We start from the raw sequence: 16,165 nt of genomic DNA on the forward strand, positions 1-16,165 counted from the left end.
CATGATCTACGGCATAGGCACCGACATCGTACAAATCTCGCGCATGCAAGAAGCCATTGCGCGCAACGGTGAACGCTTTGCTGAAAAAATCCTGGGACCAGAAGAGCTGGTGATTTATCGCGAACGCAAAACCCTGGTCGAAGCACGCGGCCTGCGTTATCTGGCCACCCGGTTTGCTGCAAAAGAAGCTTTCTCCAAAGCCGTTGGCATGGGCATGCGTGACCCCATGAACTGGCATGTCATGCAAACCCTGAATAATGACCAGGGCCAGCCTCAGGTGCAGGTCAATGGCAATATGCTGGCGTGGATGCAGGAGCGTAATCTGAAGGCAAGCATCTCTGTTAGTGATGAAACTGATTACGCCATTGCCTTCGTCATCATCGAACTGAACAATCCCTGCTAAAGTAGCGGCTTCTACCTTCTACCTTCTACCAGCGCCGCAGATTGAATGCATCATGACCGAACCAAATATCTCAGAAGCACGCCAGCAGGTGCTCGATCTGGTTGCCAAATTACCCAACCTGCCGGGTGTATATCGCTATTTTGATAGCAATGACCAAGTGCTGTACGTCGGCAAGGCGCGTGATTTAAAAAAACGTGTTTCCAGCTATTTTCTCAAAAACCTCTCCAGCCCGCGCATTGCGATGATGGTAGAGAAAATCGCAAAACTTGAAACCACGGTCACCCGCAGCGAAGCGGAAGCCCTGATCCTTGAAAACAATCTCATCAAGGCCTTAAAGCCGCGTTATAACATCCTGTTTCGTGATGATAAGTCTTATCCATATCTGAAAATCACCACAGAAAAAACGCCACGCATGATGTATTACCGTGGTGCGATCGATAAAAAACACCAATACTTCGGACCGTTTCCATCCAGCTGGGCTGTCAAGGAATCGATGCAGATTTTGCAGAAAGTCTTTTTGCTGCGCAGTTGCGAAGACAGTGTATTCTCCAACCGCACCCGCCCATGTCTGTTGCACCAGATCGGTCGGTGCAGCGCGCCTTGCGTCAAGATTATTACGCCAGAAGACTACCAGCAAGACGTCAACAATGCCGCAGACTTTTTGCGCGGCCGCCAGCTCGAAGTCATGCAGACTCTGGAAAAAAAGATGCTGGATTTTTCCATGGAGCTCAAATTCGAGCAGGCAGCCGCAGTGCGCAATCAAATGCAGGCCCTGTCCAAAGTCTTGCATCAGCAAAGCATGGAAACCGCCGGCGATGTTGATATCGATATTCTCGCTGTGGTAGTGGAGGGCGGTCGTGCCTGCGTCAACCTGGCCATGGTCAGGGGCGGGCGGCATCTGGGTGACCGGGCTTATTTCCCCACGCATGTCGATGATGCCCTCAGCGTCGCAGAAAATGAAATCGAAGTCGAGGTCATCTCTGCCTTTCTGGCGCAACATTATGTCGATCAATTCATTCCAGCAACGCTCGTCATGAATGTGGAACTCGATGCACCTGATTTGATACTGGCACTGGCCGAGCAATGCGGTCATCGTATTCACTTGTCTTTTCAGCCGCAAGAGCAACGCCGCGCCTGGCTGGATATGGCAGTCAAAGGGGCCCGGCTGGCGCTGGCGCGCATGCTGTCAGAGCAGGGCTCGCAACAGGCCCGCACGCGCGCCCTGGCAAGTGTGCTGGAGCTCGATGTAGAAAACCTTGAAGAATTGCGCGTGGAGTGTTTTGATATCAGCCACACCCAGGGCGAAGCTACCCAGGCATCCTGTGTGGTGTTCCACCACCATGCCATGCAAAACAGTGAATACCGCCGCTTCAATATCAAGGATATTACTGGAGGCGACGATTATGCCGCCATGCGCCAGGTGCTGTTCCGTCGCTATGAAAAAGTCGCTAGTGGTGATGCCAGTGGTGACGAGACCAATGAACGCCGCATGCCAGATATCGTGCTCATTGACGGCGGCAAAGGCCAGGTCGAGATTGCCAGGCAAGTCTTTGTCGAGCTTGGTCTCGATATCAGCCTCATCGTCGGCGTCGCCAAAGGTGAGGGCCGCAAGGTAGGTCTTGAGACCCTGGTGTTTGTCGATGGCCGCACAGAAAAGGAACTGGGTAAAGAATCTGCCGCCCTCATGCTGATTGCCCAGATCCGCGACGAGGCCCACCGCTTTGCCATTACCGGCATGCGTGCCAAGCGCGACAAGGCCAGACAGACCTCGCAGTTGGAAGAGATAGAGGGCATAGGCCCCAAGCGCCGCCAGCGTTTGCTGGTGCGTTTTGGAGGTTTAAAGGGGGTCAGCGATGCCAGCGTCGCCGATTTGGCCAGTGTCGAAGGTATTTCCCGCCAATTGGCAGAAGAAATTTACAAGCGGCTGCGATAGGGAAATATAATTGCGTCAGATGCTGGCATTGTAGTCAGCGAGCCTGATGCATAAACCGAATAAAAACCAAAAAAGACATGCCTTTCAATTTTCCTATCCTGCTGACCTGGCTACGTGTCGCACTGATACCGCTGGTGGTCGGTGTTTTTTACCTGCCTGAAGTCTGGTTGACCCGGTTTGAGCAAGGCGTCGTTGCGACCGCGATTTTTATTGTTGCGGCGGTAACCGACTGGTTTGACGGTTTCCTGGCAAGGCGGTGGAACCAGACTTCCTCATTTGGTGCCTTCCTTGACCCGGTGGCAGACAAACTGATGGTGGCAGGTGCATTGCTGGCACTGGTTCAGCTGGATCGCGTCAATACTGTTTTCGCTTTCATTATCATAGGCCGTGAAATCACGATCTCTGCGCTGCGTGAATGGATGGCACTGATTGGTGCCTCCAAGTCAGTCGCAGTCAGCTCTCTTGGCAAAATCAAGACAGCGGCACAAATGACTGCGATACCTATGCTGTTATTTAACGATGTCTTGTTCGGAGTAATCGATACCAGCTTCTTTGGCTCATGGTTATTGATTATTGCCGCCATCCTCACAGTCTGGTCCATGTTTTATTATTTGCGCAAGGCATGGCCTTTAATCAAGGAAACTACCGACAAAATGGGATAAGCGTGGAATGATCGTTGAGTAAGCGTTGAATAAGCGCGCAGTGATCTTGGAATGGGTAGTTGACAGAATGGCTGGATGATATATAATTCTGGTCTTCGCGATGCGGGAGTAGCTCAGTTGGTAGAGCGCAACCTTGCCAAGGTTGAGGTCGAGAGTTCGAGACTCTTCTCCCGCTCCAAAGTTTTGGAATGGCAGCGAAAAGCAGTAAAGTAATACAGTAGTAAAAATGCGGGAGTAGCTCAGTTGGTAGAGCGCAACCTTGCCAAGGTTGAGGTCGAGAGTTCGAGACTCTTCTCCCGCTCCAAAATGGCGTAGTACCTGAAGTATCAGCAGCACATCTGCGGGAGTAGCTCAGTTGGTAGAGCGCAACCTTGCCAAGGTTGAGGTCGAGAGTTCGAGACTCTTCTCCCGCTCCAGATTCTGAAGGGAAGCAAGGCTTCCCTTTTTTGTTCAAGTTGCACCGCATTTCAGCAATCATCAAGCGTGATAAAATCACATTAGACGATTAGCAGAGATAGCACCCCTGGCGGGGTAGCAAAGTGGTTATGCAGCGGCCTGCAAAGCCGTAGACGCCGGTTCGATCCCGACCCCCGCCTCCAAATACAAAAAGCGCTTTTAGAGCGCTTTTTTTCCAGAACCCGACTTAGCGTTTCGCTAAGCAGGTTGTAGTAGTGGGCCCGAGTGGTGAAACTGGTAGACACATCGGACTTAAAATCCGCCGCTTCGTTAATAGCGGGCGTGCCGGTTCGATTCCGGCCTCGGGCACCACATACTTTCCTCTATCGTCGTAACTAACATTTTGCGGTTGTTTTTTCCGCAAAATGGAGTTATTGTGCGCAAAATTCCTTTTTACGACCTCATGATCTGCCGTTACCGGCAAATTATTCGAATCTTAAATTTAGAAAAAATAAATGAAAAAACTTTCAAGACTTGTTGGCTTGCGAATTGTCGCTGCCTTTCTTTTGTTAAGCACCTCTTTGATTGGCGCGGTTGCAATAGGGCAAACTATAGGTAACAGCACTGAAGTTGTATCTGAAAAATTAAAGGTGCAATTATTTACTGATCCAAGTCCTGATATCCCTACTACCCGACGTGTCGGTGACAACCTAGTTCGTTTTGGCGCAATTCGAGACACGACAAAGACTATACCCAAGGGGACTATTAAACTGCTGGAACCAGCGAGTTCTACTTGGGGTTTTTTGGAAATGTTTCGTAAAGTGTCTGCGCTTCCCGGACTTACTGGGATGTTGACTAAGTGGGGGGATTCTGGATTTCCGATGATTTGTGTTAATCCTGCTGGGCAGTATGAGACGGACCTTGGGAAAATGTCAGGCTGTTTCGTCGACACAGATAACGACGGAAAATTTGATGTGTCGGTATACCCAACATACAATATTCGACACAAAATGGACGCCCCTGCAGCCTATGAACTTGTGGCAGAGACAAAGACGATAGAGACGCGATCGATTGAAGAATTTGATTATGTTACAGAGATGCTGTACCAGGGCGTATCGAAAGGAGAGATCCGTATCTCCTATCGTGAATTTAAAGGAGGTCTGGCTCGTCCGGCATTCACGCAAGATTTAACTTACGAAATAGATCCTGATGGTACTTCGGTGATCGTATTTCGCGATGTGAAGCTGAAGGTTTTGAAGGCTAATCGTGAAGAAATTACCTATGTATTAGTTAAGCCAAACTTTCAACAAAAATAATCATTAAACCGGCAGTAAGCAATCAAAAGCAGCTCCACACTAATGCCGTTCAGTTAATCTGAGCGGCGTTTTATTTTGATGACTGTAAACTTGGGCTAGAGCTATAGACCTCATGCATTGATGCGTATTCGGTAAATATGCACATTACTTGGCTGCGGATGTTGATCTCAAAAACAAAAAAATAGATATTAGAGAAATAGTGCAGGCGCAGTTTCTGGAGGAATTAAAGCACACAATTCTTTCTTCAAAAATAAAGGAGAAGAGTGACTACGAAATTACCCTGAGTATCGTCGAGTACGGATTGCGTAAAGGTTAGGGTTTCTAATGATATGAGGCCATCGGTAAAAATAATGGCAACCTTGTCAGATCAGCATGGAAAAATAGTTTGGAAACAAGAGGAATTTGTTGGCGGCGCAACGACTGAATTGCCAATTCATACTTTGGAGGAATGGGTAAAGGATCCTGCTACGCTAAAGGATGGATTTATTATGGCATCTAAACTAGCGATTATTTCATTGCTGAGGGACTTTGAGTCGAAAGAATCACGTTAAGTTCAAGCTTTTAAAAGCGAAAGCAACATGTGCTTTCGCGAGAAGAAATTTGTTACTGTCGTTCAGGTCACCATTTGCCATGCTATACAAGCAGTCGCGTGACCGGAGTCACTATCTGGGGGGCTTGAGCGAGCTGAAGAACCGAAGGAAACACACCCGGCCTATGCAACCGCGATCGCTTCAATCTCCAGCAGCCAGGCTTCATCATAGATACCCGCAATGAGTATGGTCATGGCAGGTGGCACAGTGTTTTTGCCAAGCACCTCTGCCCGCACTTCGTAGGCATCCTGGATATAGCGCCGGTCAGACAGGAAGATCGTCATCTTGGCGATGTTGTTGAGTGTCATCTCGGCTGCTATTAGCTGCTTTTCGACATTGGCCCAAGCCAGACGACATTGATCTTTGAAATCTTTTGGGACGGTGCCGTCACTTGCTTCTGGTACCTGGCCACTAATGAAGAGGATGCGTGAAGGGTTGGATACCTCGTGGCCGTGTGCCCAGCCAGTCTTTGAAGGATTGATGGCGCGTCTGTTCATGCTGGATGCTCCGTAGGATGAAGAGGATTGTATGGCGGCGGCAAACGCTGCGGCACTGATGCAGAAAGTGCGTCTTTCCAAAGTCATACTCCTTCCGGGTGAGGCGGTGTCGGGCTCGGTCTAATCTGATGTGGGCTGTAATTTGCAGCGCAAATAACTGGCATCGAAATCAGGTTTAGTTTATCTTTGTTTTCTTGCGTCAGTATTGTGATTGTAGCATCATTTATCACATTGCGATTCGAGTATGTATCTTGTAGTCTGCACAACTTCAATGCACAAGAGCCCATCGATTTTTTGGTGATTCTTCTATTTTTGGAGGAATAAAGAATGGTGCGCATATTATTTAATAATTAACATCAGCTTTTTAGTACAATTAGCCAGCACCAGTCAATTCGGCCTCATTTTAATCGCAGTTTAATAGTTGTTATTTATTTACTATTTCAGGGGATGATATGAAATTTCGCCTCATTTTACTTGTGACGTTGCTTTTGCCTCTTTCGCTGTTTGCCCAGGTACGCCCGCCTATCATTGACGTGCATATGCATGCGATGGGTGCGGGTGATCAGGGGCCACCGCCTTTGGGGATGTGTACTCCTATCTCCAATTTTCCCGCATGGGATCCTGCCAAGTCTTCTTATGCAGACGTGTTCATGGAGATGTTCAAAAAACCGCCATGCAAAGATCCAGTCTGGTCGCCTTTGACAGATAAGGCCCTGATGGACGAGACCATTGCAGCGATGGAAAAACTGAACATCGTTGGTGTGTTGAGCGGCTCTGCAAAGCGCGTGGCGACATGGCGCAATGCTGCGCCCGGCAGATTCATTCCCGGGCTTGAGTTTCAACTTGGCATATCTAAGGCTACACCTGAAGACATGCGCGCGCTGAACAAGGAAGGGCGGCTCGCAGTACTGGGCGAAATCACCAATCAATATGCGGGTATAGCGCCCGACGATCCACGCATGGAACCATATTGGGCGCTGGCGGAAGAACTGGATATTCCGGTTGGTATTCATATCGGCACTGGTCCACCAGGAGTTATCTACCTCGGCAGTGTCAACTATCGCGCGCGACTACATAGTGCCCTGACGATAGAAGAGGTTCTGGTGCGGCATCCAAAACTGCGCGTCTACATCATGCACGCTGGCTACCCTAAATTTGATGACATGCTGGCGGTTCTTTACGCGCATCCACAAGTCTATGTGGATGTTGGTGTTATCGTTTATACCCAGCCACCCGCAGCCTTCTATGCTTACTTGCAAGCGATCGTCAATGCCGGTTTTGGCAAGCGCGTCATGTTCGGGTCTGACCAAATGGTATGGCCTGGCGTGATCGAGCGTTCGGTCAAGGTGATTGAAAATGCAGCTTTCCTGAGCGCCGACCAAAAAAGAGATATTTTGTACAACAATGCAGCACGGTTTTTAAGATTGAGCCAAGAAGAGATGGCTCGTCATCAAAAAATGGGCGAGCCGTAATCTGATTTTTATACTCAGATCAAACTAAGCGGGCCGTTGAATTGGTTGGTCAGTCTGTGTCTGCCCGACTGTGCCTGGAAACCAACGCGCCCGTAGTTGCATGAACGGTGTCTCTACCATTCTATACAACAACCATCCACCAAATACCCCCGCAACAGTGACCAGAATAATAGTCAAGGGCGCATTCGCGTCTATATGCCGCTTGGCTAACTGTTCACCAATCAGCATGAACACAGGTTTGTGTACCAGATATACCGCATACGACCATAACGCCAGTTGCGCGGCGCCGGGCAGGCGCAGGCGGTGTAGATAGCTGTTGGGGCTGAGAGCAGCGAGCGTGAGGATGGCGAAGCTGATTGCTATTGCTGAAAAGCCCAGTGAGTTGACGATCAGCAGTTTGTTGTAGTCGCTGTTGCTGATGCAATACAGCACGCCACCAGCGGCGAGCAAGCCGGTGATGAATATGGCCTGGCCGTGACGCATGAGCCTGTCGTATAAACCTGTGTGAAAATTCTTGAGCATGGCGATGGCGACGCCGGGGAGCAGTTCATCAAAGCGGCCAAAGCTGGAGTAGTAAACTTGCGCATCAAATGCAGGATGCCCATCCATAAATGCCATGCCGCGAAACAGCATACCGCCGCCTATTGCTGCAATGAGCAGCCCCCAGGCCAGCCATAGTGGGCTCTTGAGTCTGATCAGGATGAGGCTGACTATGGGCAGTATCAGGTAAAACTGTTCTTCTATACACAGCGACCAGGAATGGGTAAAGGTTTGCCCATATTCCAGCCCTATGTTTTGGGTGAATGTAAGGAACTGCCATATTGATGAGGTGCTGCGCCCAGCCAGTGCTGCGGGAAAAATAAAATACGCTGCCAGCACAACATAGTAATTGGGCAGGGTGCGCAGCAGGCGCCGGGCAAAAAAATTCTTTAGCGACAGCGGCTCGCCTTTTGCGATACCAGACATGATCTGGTTGCCTATAAGGTAGCCGCTCAATACAAAAAATAAATCCACACCTGCCCAGCCTATGTCGCCCGCAAAACCAAAGGTCTGGTGTTTGCTGACAAAGCCACAGTAGTGTGACATGAGTACCAGCAATATGGCGATGGCGCGCAGGGTGTCGAGGCCGTTGATTCTTTTGTGGGGCATTATTGTGTCGTTGATGCAGGAATAGTGTAAGGCCGGGTTTTGATGTTGCGCTATGACTTGTCTGACTCGCGGGTGTCAATCGACAGGAATGGTTTTAATCATGGAGTGGTATGCAGTCTTGAACTTGGCCAAGTGTGAAGCTTGATGTCAGGCCGGCTAGTGTCGCTGAATGTGTCGCCACCTGCAAGGGGTTTTAGTGTCAACATTCCGGGTTTTTGTACCTGCAATTTGTAGCAGGTCAATCTCAGATCATTAGCCAGCAAGCCCAGTTCGAGACAGGCAGATATTTTTCTGCATTGTTCAATATGGGTTTCGGTTTTGCTACTGCTCTTGATCGGAGTGAAATGTGCCTGTCAGTGTCCTAGCGATGAGATAACTGCCCGATCTTATGTCTGTAAATCCACAGATTTCAAGGAACTTAAATGCTGTTGCCGGCAAATATGGTTTTTGTGCAATAAACAAGTGTAAACTTCTGACGATGAGAAATTGTCTGTTGAATTCACATCTGACTTTACCTGTATAAGCCTTAAGGCATGCTGAAAATCCTGTTCCCTTTCATCCAAAGTGCAACCATACGCTGGTATGCCGCGCTGACGCTATTGCTATTGGTGGCAATGGCAGGGGAATTGTTTGGCCTGAATTTGCTGGCGACGACAGAGTCGCGCCTGGGGGATGTGTATCTCCGGCACCATGCCCCGACATATCAGCCTGATCCTGATATTGTGGTGGTGGATATTGATGATCCCAGCATGCTGGCCATGCAAAAAATTGCTGGTCTGTGGGTATGGAAGCGAGAGATACATGGTTTTTTGCTGGAGGCACTCGCTGGTTTTTCTCCCAAAGCGATCGCGTTCGATATCAGCTTTCAGGAACGTGATTTGGGGTCGCCAAAAAGTGATGCATTTCTATCGGATCAGATCCGGGATTTTCCGCATGCTTATCAACAAAGCTTGCTGTTGGACGATGCGAATAGCAGCGATGCTATCGCCTTGGCTGATTTAAAAGATGCTTTTGCCATGAAAAATCAGGGTAAGGCAAACGCCAAGGTCAGCATGCAACTGCCACTGGCGATAGAGCGTAGTGCCTGGCGTTTGGGTCTGGTGAATAGTATGGTTGATGCTGATGGCGTGGTGCGGCGTTATCGCCTGTATGCCGATGTGGCTGGCTGGCATGTGCCGTCACTGCCAGCACGGGTTGTACAGGATCTGGGCTTTACTTTGCCGCAAGGCGCAAATTTTCAGATGTTCTGGCCTGCGCAGGGACACAAGCGGTTTGCCTATGCTGATTTGTTTAAAACTCTCACAGAAGAACGACAGCATTTAGCACCGGGGGCAGAAGCAGCTCTTGACCAGCTCTTTCGCAACAAGATTATCATCATAGGTTCGTCGGCTCCTGGGCTGTTTGACCACCACTTAACGCCGCTGGCACCTGGTTATCCCGGTGTCGATATTCTGGCTGTTGCCATGGATAATTTAAAAAATGGGCGCAGCATACTTCAGGTACCTCCCCAATGGCCTTTTGCTGCCGGGTTTGGGCTGATTGCCTTGCTGGTGCTGGCATTCCGGCAGCGTCTGCATCCGGGCCTCACGGGTGGTGCTTTGCTGATATTGTCACTGGCGGCAGTGTATCTTGCAGACCAGATGGTAGCCCATCACTGGATGTTGCCGGTAGTGACTCCCCTGATCTTTGCCTGGGCCTGGTTTGTGTCGGCGGCACTTGCCGGTTACCTGCGCGAGCGCCGCACCCGTGACCGTACCGTGTCACTGTTTGGCCGCTTCCTTAATCCCCAGGTGGTACGCAAGATCGTGGATCACGGCGAGACGGTAGAAAGTCTCTCGGGCCAGATGCGCCTTATCACCGTGCTATTTTCTGATATACGTGGTTTTACCACGCTGGCAGAAAGCAAGGCCCCACAAGATGTTGTGAATATTCTTAACCGTTATTTTGAACGCCAGGTAGAAGTCGTCTGGAAGCATGGTGGTACGCTGGATAAATACATAGGCGACTGCATCATGGCTTTTTGGGGCGCCCCTATGGATGACCCCGAGCATGCCTCCCATGCTGTAGCCGCCGCCCTGGAAATGCAGGATAACTTACTTGCCTTCAGGCAAGAGCTGCTTGCGGAAGAAGATTCAGACCTGACTGACTTTGACGTGGGCATCGGTGTACACACAGGAACTGCTGTGGTAGGCTTTATTGGTGCCAAACGCAAGCTCGATTACACCGCTATTGGCGACAACGTCAATCTCGCCAGCCGGGTAGAGGGCCTGACCAAGGGCATTGCCAGAGCCCTGGTAACCAAAGAAACCATGCTGGCCTGCGGCGACAATGCCGATATTACTTTTAGTTTGCGTGGCTCGTTTGCCGTCAAGGGCAGGGCTGCAGAAGTTGAATTGTACGAACCTCTGAGGAAAATCCCATGAAGATACCAATTTTAATTGCGGCAGCCATGCTGACTGGCAATGCGCTAGCCGAGTCCGCGACTACTTCCAAATCTACCGAGTTAATGGACAAGGCTAGTGTCGATGGCGCTGTCATCGGCACCTTGGCCAACCAGTCCAAAGTGGATATCATTCAGCACAGCGGTGCGTGGGCTCAGGTGAAAACTTCTGCCGGGCAAGGCGGGTGGGTCAGAAACGCGGTTTTGCGTCTGGATGCCAGCCCCAACAGTAATGCAGCACCAGCTTCTGGCGGTAACCTGCTGGGCTCATTAACGAGCAGTGGGCGTACGTCCAATACCAGTACGGTCGGCAACGGTGTCAAAGGTCTGGATGAGGAAGATATACGCAGGGCCTCACCAAATTATGCCGAGCTACAGAAAATGCAGAAATTTGCGACCGATAAAAACAGCGCACAGACATTCGCCCAGCGATCACCACTGGTTGCTAGCAATGTCGAATATTCAAGCCAGGATAAAGCTGGAAAAAGAGGGGGCAATTAAATGCGTACATTACAAAAACTTGCGATTGCCGGACTGACTTTGGTGCTATGCGGTTCTGCAATCGCACAAGGTGGTATTTTCGGTCAGATTCTCGACGCCACAAGAGGAAAAACGGGTGTCGCTGGTGACATATTTGATAAAGCTAAACCCATCATTGAAAATGCTGGGATAGATGAGGCAAAAGAAATCGAAATAGGTAATGAGTTTGCTGCTGTCTTGTTGGGGGCGAAACCTTTGCTGAATGATCCAGCTTTGCAGCGCTACGTAAATACTCTGGGGCGCTGGTTGGCATCGCAAACCGAGAGGCCTGATTTGCCATGGACTTTTGGCGTGCTTGATGATGTAGGTTTCAATGCTTTTGCTACACCGGGCGGGAAGATTTTTGTCACCAAAGGGTTGCTGGCGCGCATGCGTAATGAAGCCGAATTGGTTGGTGTGCTATCGCACGAGATTGCTCACGTTGTATTGAAACATCACGTGAATGCCATGCAATCAAAAGCATGGGTAGATGTTGCGGGTGATTTCGCTAGTAGTAAGTTCAAAGGTAATCTGGCAGAATTTAAAAGTATGGCAGTCAATCTCGGCAAGGATATGATAACCAAAGGTTTTGATAAGGGAGATGAGTATGCTGCTGACCGTGTAGGGGTAGTAATTGCCGCTCGCGCAGGTTTTGACCCTTATGGTTTACCCAATGTCTTACAAACTCTGCAAGCACAGAGTGCACAGGATGGTAATTTCAACTTATTGTTTAAAACGCACCCGTCGCCAACTGACCGTCTTGATAATCTGGATAAGGTCATGCGTAACCGTTTTGAATCAACCAACGGTTCTCAGGGGCGCTCATTCAGTGATCGTTTGAAAGAATTTAGCCGTTGATAAATTCAGATTTAGCATAAAAAACGCCGCACCAGTTGTTAAATGGTGCGGCGTTTTTTCATTCATGCTGAAACTGCGTTTGCTGCCTTATTCTTAATAAAACTTCGTCAGTAATTTAGACAGTTTTCCATTCGCAGTTCCCTTGCGTATGACGACATTCAATTTTTCCATTTCTGCTTCATATCTGCCATTCGCTGCGGCGAAATGGGTGGTGTCGTAAAACACGGGTTTGGCTGATACGTAGAAGGTCTTGCCCGTCAGTTCAGGGTCATTGAAGCTTGGGATGAGCTGGTCGCGCAGGTAGGCTTCTACCTGCTTGGCATGTTGCAACTGGCGCACCGGCCAGAGCATGATGTCGCTGCGGTGATTCATGAGGTTTTTAAAACGGGCAGGGGGTGGAGAGAAGTCTTCCTGCACCTGGAATATGACATTTTTGGCTTTTTCAAAATCCATGCCGTGGCTGAAGCCGCGGCCTACGCTGACAGTTTTGCCGCGCAAATCTTCCACTGATTGAAAGTTGGGCTGGGGGTCACCATAGGTGATCGCCCAGATTTTTTCGCTGACGACGGGGATGGAGAAATGATACAGCTTCAATCGATCAGGGGATTTTGAGATGCCAAAAATCATGCCTTCACCATTTTGCGCCATGAGTTGTGCACGGTTCCATGGCAGCAACTGCTTGTCAAAGCGTATGCCGGATTCACGTTCAAAATAAATGAGGATGGCTTCCAGGTCTCGGTCCAGCGGCAATTGCCGGCCGTGTATGTCCAGGTTTTCTTGCAGGAAGAGTTTGACCACGGGTTTGTTCGCGTCGGCCTTTTCCATTGCAACTGCAGGCAATTGGACGAGCAGTGACAATATCAGCAGGCAGACAAACTGTGTAAAGCGGTGCAGCATAGGTAATCTCGACGACAGTTCAGCTGTCAAATGGCATTTCTTTAAGTGGCGCAATGAGGGCATTGCATTTTGATAAGCAGATTATTTCTTGTATTGGCATCATGGAATCATTTCGTACCATGAAGATGGATATCTGGATGCTGTCTCAAAATTCCTGTTTTCATACGGCAAGATTGTATTCTGCAATTGCCCGAATTTTTATCTGTTATTTGACCCGGAATACTTTGTTTGCATTCTTGCGCTTTGCATAAGTGAAACCAAGTAGAATTTGGTTTGATAACCAAAATAACGGGTAAGCCTTCATTATGTCGAGAAAATCCAATACCGAGCAGCGCCGTAAGGAGATTGTTTTTGCGCTGCTGTCTGTCATGGCGGAGCATGGTTATGAAAAGGCAACCATTCTCGCCATTGCCAGGCAGGCTGGCCTGGCTCCGGGTTTGATTCATTATCATTTCAAGAGCAAGGGCGAGATTCTGCTTTACCTGGTCAAGTTGCTGGCTGGCCTGTCGCGTATCCGCTATGAAGAGATGGCTGCAGCGGCCAGTACACCGCAAGACAAATTGCTGGCGTACATCAATGCCCGTCTGGCCAAAGGCGAAGGTGCCTTGCCTGAGGCGGTTTCTGCCTGGGTGGTGATAGGTGCCGAAGCCGTCCGGCAGCCGGAGGTGCGGGCAGTGTTCCAGGAGGCCATAGCTGCCGAGCTGGAATTGATACAGGCTTTGTTGACAGCCTGTCTGCGCGATCAGAAAAAGCGCATAGATCATGTGCCTGAGCTGGCTGCTGGTTTGCTGGCCTTCATGGAAGGCGCATTTCAACTTGCCAGTGCAGCGGGAGATATCATGCCGCAAGGCTATGCGGCGGCGACGGCAAGGGCATTCATAGAAACCAGCCTTACGGCACAGGAGCCGGTCTGAAATTGACAAGACAGGCGTGCATTAAGGCAGACTACTCTTTCCAGCCATTCTTCATCATATTGAACAAGGCATGCAGCGAAGCTTTTGGGTTTTCTGAATCTTTTGAGCGATGAAATGCATCGAGGATAAAGTGTGCCAGGGCTTCTGCCTCGGCTTTTTCCAGCTTGTTCCTGGTTTCTTGCTGGAGTGCTACAGCGAGTGATTTTTCATAGCGCATCCAGACTTGCTTTGCGTAAGCATATAAATCTGGCGTGGAATGGATAAGGTTCCTGAAGGCCTTGACTTCTTTCTTTTTGGTTTCATCAAATGCCATGTAGCTTGAGAAATACTCAAGCAATGCGTCAAGTATCGAGACACCTGCTTTTCTGTCTGTGACTGCAGCAATCAGTCGTGCTTCGCGCTCGTCTTCTTCGTCGAACACCAGGGTTTCTTTGGTCGGGAAATATTTGAACAGGGTAGGTACTGACACTTCAGCAAGGCGGGCAATTTCTGCCGTCGTTACCTGATCGTAACCTTTTTCTATGAATAGTCCGGTCGCCAGGTCAGAAATCATTTTCCTGGTTTTTGCCTTTTTCAATTCCCTCAGTCCCATTTCAGTTCCATTTTATTTCCATTCAAGCTTGTACCGGATTGGTGCCTCATTTTAACAGAATTAATTATCTGAATAAAATAATTAAGTCACTTTACTTTTTAATTTGATTAACTTATGATGCAGATCAAGGCAAAATTCCGGGAAATGGTTTTGTGGCTAAAAAAATCCTGAGCTCCCTGCAATATTTGCAATTTCAAAACGTCTATCCATTAAGCCGCAAGTTCAAGCCGCAATACATGTATGTGGCCTGAGGTCGTGCGCAATGTGTGGATAAAAAAACCAGGATGACCGCAATGACTCAAATCCATCAAAAAACTCCTGTACAAGACAAGCAAATCGCCATCATAGGTGCCGGACCAGGCGGGCTGACGCTGGCCCGGCTGTTGCAGATGCAGGGCGCAAAAGTGAAGGTGTTTGAAAGAGATATTAACCAGTTCGCCAGAGTGCAGGGTGCAACCCTGAATCTGAATGAAGGCTCAGGCTTGTCAGCCTTGCGTGCTGCAGGTTTGATGGAAGCATTTGAGCATGCGTATCGTCCTGGTGCTGAAAAAATGCTGTTTGTGGATGCGCAGGCTGCAGTCATTATCGATGAGCTTGGGGCTGAGAGCAATGACAGGCCAGAGATAGACCGTGGCCCGTTGAGAAATCTGTTGCTAGCTGCGCTGGCTGAAGACACAGTAGTGTGGGACGCCCGCTTCTCGTCTTTGCAGAGGACAGATGAATCAGTGGAGATATCGTTTGAAAACGGCGATCAATTCACTGCTGATTTGCTCATCGCTGCCGATGGAGCAAACTCAAAAATACGTCCCTATATCACGCCGCTTGCACCTGAGTATTCTGGTGTGACTGTGCTGGAAGGGAATGTTTCAGACGTAGCAAACACGATTCCTGAATTGTATGAATTGCTCGACGGTGGAAAAGTCTGTGTGCTCGATGATGAAAAGACTTTGTTCATTGTGTTGAAAGGCGATGGCAGTGTCGCTTTTTACACCGGGCATAAAGCCGATCAACAATGGAGTACGCAATGCGGTATCGATTTTTCTGACCGGGCGCAGGTATTGGCGTGGTTTCAGCAGGAATTCAAAGGCTGGAGCAATATATGGGCTGAGTTGTTCCGGCATGCCAGCCTGCCTTTCGTGCCACGCCCGCAATTCTGTGCGCCGCTTGATCAAAGCTGGCCCTCTTTGCCTAACCTGACCATGCTCGGTGACGCCGCCCACGTCATGCCGCCATATGCGGGCGAGGGTGTGAATATGGCAATGCAGGATGCCCTGGTACTGGCTACCCAATTGCTGAACCCGGATATGTCAGACATGCAGACCGCCATTGCTGCTTATGAAATAGAAATGCGCTCACGGAATGCGGAGACCGCAGCAGAGACCATGCAATTTACCAGGGTCTTTCATTCCTATGAAGCCGTACCGTTTTTCAGGGAATTCTTTACCGGAAACCAGGACGTGCTTTTACAAAACGACAGCTTCAGGAAAGCTGCCTAGACTATATAAAAATATGAACTCAGACCATGAC

General features: G+C 49.4%; 15 protein-coding genes and 5 tRNA genes. 16 read left to right on the forward strand and 4 right to left on the reverse strand.

The features are described from left to right. The first annotated feature begins 1 nt into the window (after position 1). The 10 genes from acpS to ACO0LI_RS18470 all read left to right on the forward strand — a co-directional run bounded on the left by acpS (position 2) and on the right by ACO0LI_RS18470 (position 5,261). The gene (gene acpS / locus ACO0LI_RS18425) at positions 2-403 is read left to right on the forward strand and encodes a holo-ACP synthase (protein WP_423034341.1); all 402 of its coding nucleotides are present in this window, start codon (positions 2-4) and stop codon (positions 401-403) included. Between the two features lie 52 nt (positions 404-455). After that, positions 456-2,336 carry an excinuclease ABC subunit UvrC gene (uvrC, locus tag ACO0LI_RS18430; RefSeq protein WP_423034343.1) on the forward strand — a complete coding sequence of 627 codons (1,881 nt, stop codon included), beginning with the start codon at positions 456-458 and terminating at the stop codon, positions 2,334-2,336. Positions 2,337-2,413: 77 nt separating this feature from the next. Then, entirely contained in the window at positions 2,414-2,998 is a 585-nt protein-coding gene (pgsA, locus tag ACO0LI_RS18435) for a CDP-diacylglycerol--glycerol-3-phosphate 3-phosphatidyltransferase (protein WP_162058533.1), read from the forward strand. A 102-nt stretch (positions 2,999-3,100) separates the two neighbouring features. Beyond that, positions 3,101-3,176 (forward strand) — tRNA-Gly (locus ACO0LI_RS18440). A gap of 50 nt (positions 3,177-3,226) precedes the next feature. Next, a tRNA-Gly gene (locus ACO0LI_RS18445) sits at positions 3,227-3,302 on the forward strand. Between the two features lie 36 nt (positions 3,303-3,338). After that, positions 3,339-3,414: transfer RNA gene (locus tag ACO0LI_RS18450), tRNA-Gly, on the forward strand. Positions 3,415-3,523: 109 nt separating this feature from the next. Then, positions 3,524-3,597, forward strand: a tRNA-Cys gene (locus ACO0LI_RS18455). A gap of 76 nt (positions 3,598-3,673) precedes the next feature. Then, positions 3,674-3,766, forward strand: a tRNA-Leu gene (locus ACO0LI_RS18460). A gap of 143 nt (positions 3,767-3,909) precedes the next feature. Next, the gene (locus tag ACO0LI_RS18465; RefSeq protein ID WP_422952122.1) at positions 3,910-4,710 is read left to right on the forward strand and encodes a hypothetical protein; all 801 of its coding nucleotides are present in this window, start codon (positions 3,910-3,912) and stop codon (positions 4,708-4,710) included. Between the two features lie 350 nt (positions 4,711-5,060). Next, positions 5,061-5,261 (forward strand): hypothetical protein, encoded by a 201-nt coding sequence (locus ACO0LI_RS18470; protein WP_423034345.1) that lies wholly within the window; start codon positions 5,061-5,063, stop codon positions 5,259-5,261. 161 nt (positions 5,262-5,422) lie between these two features. Here the strand turns inward: ACO0LI_RS18470 and ACO0LI_RS18475 are convergent, their stop codons facing one another. Further along, a complete protein-coding gene (locus ACO0LI_RS18475) occupies positions 5,423-5,884 on the reverse strand; it encodes a RidA family protein (protein WP_422952120.1) in 462 nt (153 codons plus the stop codon). Positions 5,885-6,249: 365 nt separating this feature from the next. On the opposite strand from ACO0LI_RS18475, the gene ACO0LI_RS18480 reads away from it, so the two are divergent. Further along, on the forward strand, positions 6,250-7,269 hold the full coding sequence (locus ACO0LI_RS18480) for an amidohydrolase family protein (protein WP_423034347.1): 1,020 nt from the start codon (positions 6,250-6,252) through the stop codon (positions 7,267-7,269). A gap of 24 nt (positions 7,270-7,293) precedes the next feature. Here the strand turns inward: ACO0LI_RS18480 and ACO0LI_RS18485 are convergent, their stop codons facing one another. Further along, positions 7,294-8,418, reverse strand: a complete 1,125-nt coding sequence (locus ACO0LI_RS18485; protein WP_423034349.1) for an acyltransferase family protein — start codon at positions 8,416-8,418, stop codon at positions 7,294-7,296. A gap of 533 nt (positions 8,419-8,951) precedes the next feature. On the opposite strand from ACO0LI_RS18485, the gene ACO0LI_RS18490 reads away from it, so the two are divergent. From ACO0LI_RS18490 to ACO0LI_RS18500, 3 genes are read left to right on the forward strand one after another with little or no spacing between them, the layout of a single operon-like run. Beyond that, on the forward strand, positions 8,952-10,841 hold the full coding sequence (locus ACO0LI_RS18490) for a CHASE2 domain-containing protein (protein ID WP_423034351.1): 1,890 nt from the start codon (positions 8,952-8,954) through the stop codon (positions 10,839-10,841). Beyond that, complete coding sequence (locus ACO0LI_RS18495) at positions 10,838-11,359, forward strand: SH3 domain-containing protein (protein WP_423034353.1); 522 nt, start codon at positions 10,838-10,840, stop codon at positions 11,357-11,359. Before ACO0LI_RS18490 ends, ACO0LI_RS18495 begins: the two co-directional genes overlap by 4 nt. Next, positions 11,360-12,235: a M48 family metallopeptidase gene (locus ACO0LI_RS18500; protein WP_423034355.1), complete on the forward strand. Its 876-nt coding sequence runs from the start codon at positions 11,360-11,362 to the stop codon at positions 12,233-12,235. A gap of 93 nt (positions 12,236-12,328) precedes the next feature. On the opposite strand, the gene ACO0LI_RS18505 is transcribed toward ACO0LI_RS18500, so the two are convergent. Then, on the reverse strand, positions 12,329-13,060 hold the full coding sequence (locus tag ACO0LI_RS18505) for a substrate-binding periplasmic protein (protein WP_423034357.1): 732 nt from the start codon (positions 13,058-13,060) through the stop codon (positions 12,329-12,331). A gap of 377 nt (positions 13,061-13,437) precedes the next feature. Between ACO0LI_RS18505 and ACO0LI_RS18510 the strand changes: the two genes are divergently transcribed. Then, on the forward strand, positions 13,438-14,046 hold the full coding sequence (locus tag ACO0LI_RS18510) for a TetR/AcrR family transcriptional regulator (protein WP_423034359.1): 609 nt from the start codon (positions 13,438-13,440) through the stop codon (positions 14,044-14,046). A gap of 31 nt (positions 14,047-14,077) precedes the next feature. On the opposite strand, the gene ACO0LI_RS18515 is transcribed toward ACO0LI_RS18510, so the two are convergent. After that, entirely contained in the window at positions 14,078-14,638 is a 561-nt protein-coding gene (locus ACO0LI_RS18515) for a TetR/AcrR family transcriptional regulator (protein WP_423034361.1), read from the reverse strand. Positions 14,639-14,931: 293 nt separating this feature from the next. On the opposite strand from ACO0LI_RS18515, the gene ACO0LI_RS18520 reads away from it, so the two are divergent. Beyond that, on the forward strand, positions 14,932-16,134 hold the full coding sequence (locus ACO0LI_RS18520; RefSeq protein WP_423034363.1) for an FAD-dependent oxidoreductase: 1,203 nt from the start codon (positions 14,932-14,934) through the stop codon (positions 16,132-16,134). The last annotated feature ends 31 nt before the right edge of the window (positions 16,135-16,165 follow it).

The organism is Undibacterium sp. Tian12W, from assembly GCF_049339405.1.
In the GTDB taxonomy this organism is placed as follows: Bacteria; Pseudomonadota; Gammaproteobacteria; order Burkholderiales; family Burkholderiaceae_D; genus Undibacterium.